5 protein-coding genes and 2 pseudogenes are annotated in these 4,008 nt (G+C 35.4%); 1 reads left to right on the top strand and 6 read right to left on the bottom strand.

All coding sequences use genetic code 11. The features are described 5' to 3' along the window. Window positions 1-491, top strand: a 491-nt coding sequence (locus ABIQ28_RS13195) for an SOS response-associated peptidase family protein (RefSeq protein ID WP_348038060.1), incomplete at its 5' end; no start/stop codon positions are given. Between the two features lie 83 nt (window positions 492-574). Here ABIQ28_RS13195 and ABIQ28_RS13190 read toward each other — a convergent pair. From ABIQ28_RS13190 to ABIQ28_RS13165, 6 genes and pseudogenes are all read right to left on the bottom strand, one after another. Next, on the bottom strand, window positions 575-763 hold the full coding sequence (locus ABIQ28_RS13190; RefSeq protein ID WP_348038058.1) for a hypothetical protein: 189 nt from the start codon (window positions 761-763) through the stop codon (window positions 575-577). Between the two features lie 10 nt (window positions 764-773). Next, window positions 774-1,634, bottom strand: coding sequence for a serine dehydrogenasease (locus ABIQ28_RS13185; protein ID WP_348038056.1), 861 nt, complete (start codon window positions 1,632-1,634; stop codon window positions 774-776). A gap of 127 nt (window positions 1,635-1,761) precedes the next feature. Then, a pseudogene (locus ABIQ28_RS13180) lies at window positions 1,762-1,896 on the bottom strand (ATPase); the annotation flags it as partial. 318 nt (window positions 1,897-2,214) lie between these two features. After that, the gene (locus ABIQ28_RS13175) at window positions 2,215-2,706 is read right to left on the bottom strand and encodes an SHOCT domain-containing protein (protein ID WP_348038054.1); all 492 of its coding nucleotides are present in this window, start codon (window positions 2,704-2,706) and stop codon (window positions 2,215-2,217) included. 348 nt (window positions 2,707-3,054) lie between these two features. Next, on the bottom strand, window positions 3,055-3,675 hold the full coding sequence (locus ABIQ28_RS13170; protein WP_348038052.1) for a hypothetical protein: 621 nt from the start codon (window positions 3,673-3,675) through the stop codon (window positions 3,055-3,057). A gap of 111 nt (window positions 3,676-3,786) precedes the next feature. Then, a pseudogene (locus ABIQ28_RS13165) lies at window positions 3,787-4,008 on the bottom strand (ATPase); the annotation flags it as partial.

Below are 4,008 nucleotides of genomic sequence, written 5' to 3'. Positions count from 1 at the left end.
TAGATGGGTTTTATGAACATCATCATTTTGAGAAAAAGACCTATCCTTTTTATATTTACAAAAAAGATAAATCACCCATCATTTTAGCTGGACTTTTTAATGAATGGGTCAATCCTGAAACTTCAGGGAAAATGAACACCTTCTCGATTGTGACGACCACGGGAAATCCTCTCCTGGCTAAAATCCACAATAATCCGAAACTTAAGGAGGCAAGAATGCCTGTGATTCTGCACGAGGAATTAGCAGATCAATGGTTGGCCAAATTAGAAGGCGATAAAGATCAGAAGTTTATTGAGGAGCTTATTCAAGAATATCCACAGGAAGAATTGGAAGCTCATACGGTTTCAAAATTGAGAGGTAAGGAATATATGGGGAATGTTCCGGGGATTAGTGATTTTGTGAAGTATGCGGAATTGGTGTTTTATGGATGTTCTTTTAGCGGAACGTTTATGTATATAAGCTGTGGCGGAATAAAAGAATTAATTTTCTGATGGTAATATACATATTTAAAATAAAAAAAGCGGTTCAAGTTTGCACCTAAACCGCTATTGCGTTTATACTTTGTTTTGTAGCGTTATTTCCTATTCAAATTGGAATAAGTTTGTCTACCTAATGTGTCTGTTAAAGGAAAACTATAAGTAGGTTTTTCTATAAGACCTAACATTTTAATAGTTTCATCAAATTTAGAAATCTGCTCCAACTTATTTTTTCCCTCTTTAGTCTTATCGACTATTTGTTCTAAAAGTTTTGCTATATTTTCCATAATTACAAATTTATATAAATTTTCTGGTGTGAAAAAACATTTCTCCATTATTTCGACCAATATATTGACATATTAGGTCGTTATATTCTCTAATAAGTTTGGTTAAAACAGGGTTACCTGAATAATCTTCTATTTTGAGTTTTAAGATATGAGTTAAAGCCGAAACTCCTATCGAACGACCGTGAGAGTGCCATATTTTGTTATCTCCTAAATCTCTTGCGATTTCTGTAGCTCTATCCTCTTTTTCTTGAGGTGTTACAGGATTTCCTGTTGAATTATGAGTGTTCCAATTTTTAAACTTGTATTTTACTAACCATTCTTTTAAAAGTGCAATTGTTAAGTCTCTGGCTTGTTCGTGTCTTCTCAACATAGCTAAATCCTGTTCTCTTAACATTATTAACTCTGCTTGCGAGATAGTTCCTGCAATTGATTTATTTATTAACTCTTCCACTTTGTCAAGATAACCTAAAGCTGGTACCCAGTTTTTTCCATTATAAACTTGCGGATCAATTGGTCCAAGTGAAGATGAGTAATCCATATAAATTGCATCTCCCGATAGACAAAATATTGTTCCAGCTGAATATGCTGCATCAGGAACTATAAAGTTTACAGTCTGGTAATGATGTCGTGTTATTTTAACTAATCTCTCGACAGTTTCGGCACTTCCTCCAGGTGTGTTAAGCATTATAAATAGCGTATCCTTTGTGTCAGGTTCAGATTTTAATTCTTCTACCAAATCTCTAAATGGTTTGTCAAGAGAATCAGACATAGGACCATAATAAAATAAAAAGTCCGCGTCAAAATGGTTTTCAAGTTCTCCTAATCTATTATTTAGGATTTCGTGTAATGTTGAGTCAAATATTGGTTTCATTTACGTTTTTTTTCATGCTACACTGGATAGGCACAACTCGTTGCGTCTATTTCTCCTATACATCAAACATATTCATTTTCAATACATTTCCCTACAATTCATGTTAAAAAAATCATTTTCACTAAACTCACGCTCTCTTATCCACACTATACGCCTCAAACCCCACCAAATTAAATAGTTCCCGCATTCTGGAACCGATACGTTCGCCGTAACGTTCCTGGATTTCTGCGGCGTTGAGGTTGGTAGTGCAATGTGTTTTGACGCCTTTTTATGTTATGAAATTAATGCACTTCAAAACTTAATCAACTTGTATTTAAGCCATGCATAATTTAGCAGGAGCTGCTAGAACAAAAACAAGAAAGCCCCAAAAGGGCTTAAATGATTTTGTTTTTTGTGAATTTATAGTACAGTTCAATACTAACTTGTACTGCAACTTGAAGATTATCATATTGACCTTACCCAAATTTTTAATAGCGGATAGCTTTATTCCGTAATTGCCATGTTTAAGTCCTCAAATTGTGAAACAGCCTTATCGTGTGAACCACTCTTCGACCATAGTTTCTAAGAGTAACACCATGACTTAGCTCATTAATTTTATCTTTAGTTCATCAAATTCATCTTGATTAATTACTCCGCTGTCTAAAAGTTCTTTCATTTTTTTCAATTCATCAACCACACTAATACGACCTGATTCACCAGCTTTCCCAATAGCTTTTGAGATAGCGTCCGCCATTGCATCTGCTGTTCCTCTCTGAGTATTGAAAGAAATGTATTTAGAGCAAATATCTTTAATTTCGTTTGCTTTCTTTTTCCAAAAACCGTTTACATATATTGAGTCATGGCCTGTACTCTTTATTATCAGAGTAGCACCAAACAAGTGTTTATCAACAGTGATTCCCGTAACATTTTGAAAATGTAAATTCTCGGTATCAACGGATATTAAATACCAGTTTCGTCTCCTATACTCAATATGATTGTTATCAATATTCAGAATATTTGGAGTTAATGGATTGTAATCTCCCTTAAGTAGTCTAAGGAAATAATTTGATTTGAAATTATGCTCTTCTACCATGATTTCTGTTTTTTTAGTTTATATAAATTTTGGGGTTTATGTGCCACAACATTTGGATTAGCGCAACTCGTTGGGACTATCTCTCTTAATCATCAAACATATTCATTTTTAAGATATTTCCTACAATTAGTTTAAAAAAATCATTTGTGTTAAACTCACCCCCCTTTTCAATACTCGTCGCCTCAAACCCTACCAAATTAAAAAGTTCCTGCATCCTGCAGCGCATACGTTCGCGGTATTGTTCTTGAATTTCTTAGGCGTTGCCGTTGGTGGTGCAAAGGGTTTTGACGCTTTTTAATTTGAAAATCTCAAAACGGGCAATTTAAAATGGTCTCGAAACGAACAAGTTCATTCGAGGGTAAACGTTCTAAAAAAGTATTCCATGTCGTGTGCAGGAATGAGTCCTTCGGTATTTTTGGGGATCTGCTCTAATGTGAGATGGTTAATTTTGGCATATGCCAAATGAACCCCTAAAAGGTCTTCAAGCATTATGGTGACGGCTTGATATAAAAGTTCTTGTGGGTTTTTCCAAAATCCAGGAAGGTAAACCGTTATATCAAATACCTCAGCTATTGGACAATAATTGATTGGGGCAAACATCAGGTCGCTGATCTTGATTTTAAAGTCTCCGAACTCATATAAGGGATCGGTACCGTCAATGATTTTGCTTAGGTTGCTCATTGGTTGCAACTTTGCAGCGAATTTCCAATTGAGCATTTTCGGGGCTTTGCTAATGAGATACTTAATTTTGATGGCCAGATTTGTATCCCCTCCAGCCGTAACGATCAGTTTGTACTTTTTACCATTTTGTGAAGGGTATTTTATGATAAAAGATAAATCGGGGCAATAGTTGTTGAGTTTTGTATGGCCCTCCAAAAACAAACCTCCTAAATTTATTATTTCTTGTTGATTTTCTAAATGTTGGTGGTTTTCTTTAAACCAATACCAGAACAGGTCATGGGTACTCATCGTGTTAATGGGTTTAGGTTGAATCAAGGCTTTCACTTAAGCACTAATATACTGAATGCAAGTAATGTAACTACTCCTGGAAGATATTAAAATCCAATAATCGAATTTCATTCACATCCTCTTATCCACACTAGACGCCTCAAACCCTACTAAATTAAAAAGTTCCCGCATTCGTGAGCGAACACGCTCACCGTATCGATCTTGAATTTCTTCCGCGTTGAGATTGGTGGTGCAGTGGGTTTTGACGCCTTTTTCTTTAAAGAGGTCATAGCGGGAGATTAATATTTCCCCCAGGACATTGCAGTCTTTTCCGAAGTGGGTGCCTATGTTTTC

This window comes from Gelidibacter sp. (genome assembly GCF_039916245.1).
In the GTDB taxonomy this organism is placed as follows: Bacteria; Bacteroidota; Bacteroidia; order Flavobacteriales; family Flavobacteriaceae; genus Gelidibacter.
Note: the sequence above shows the minus strand (reverse complement) of the source record. Positions and strands in the feature narration are given on the sequence as shown.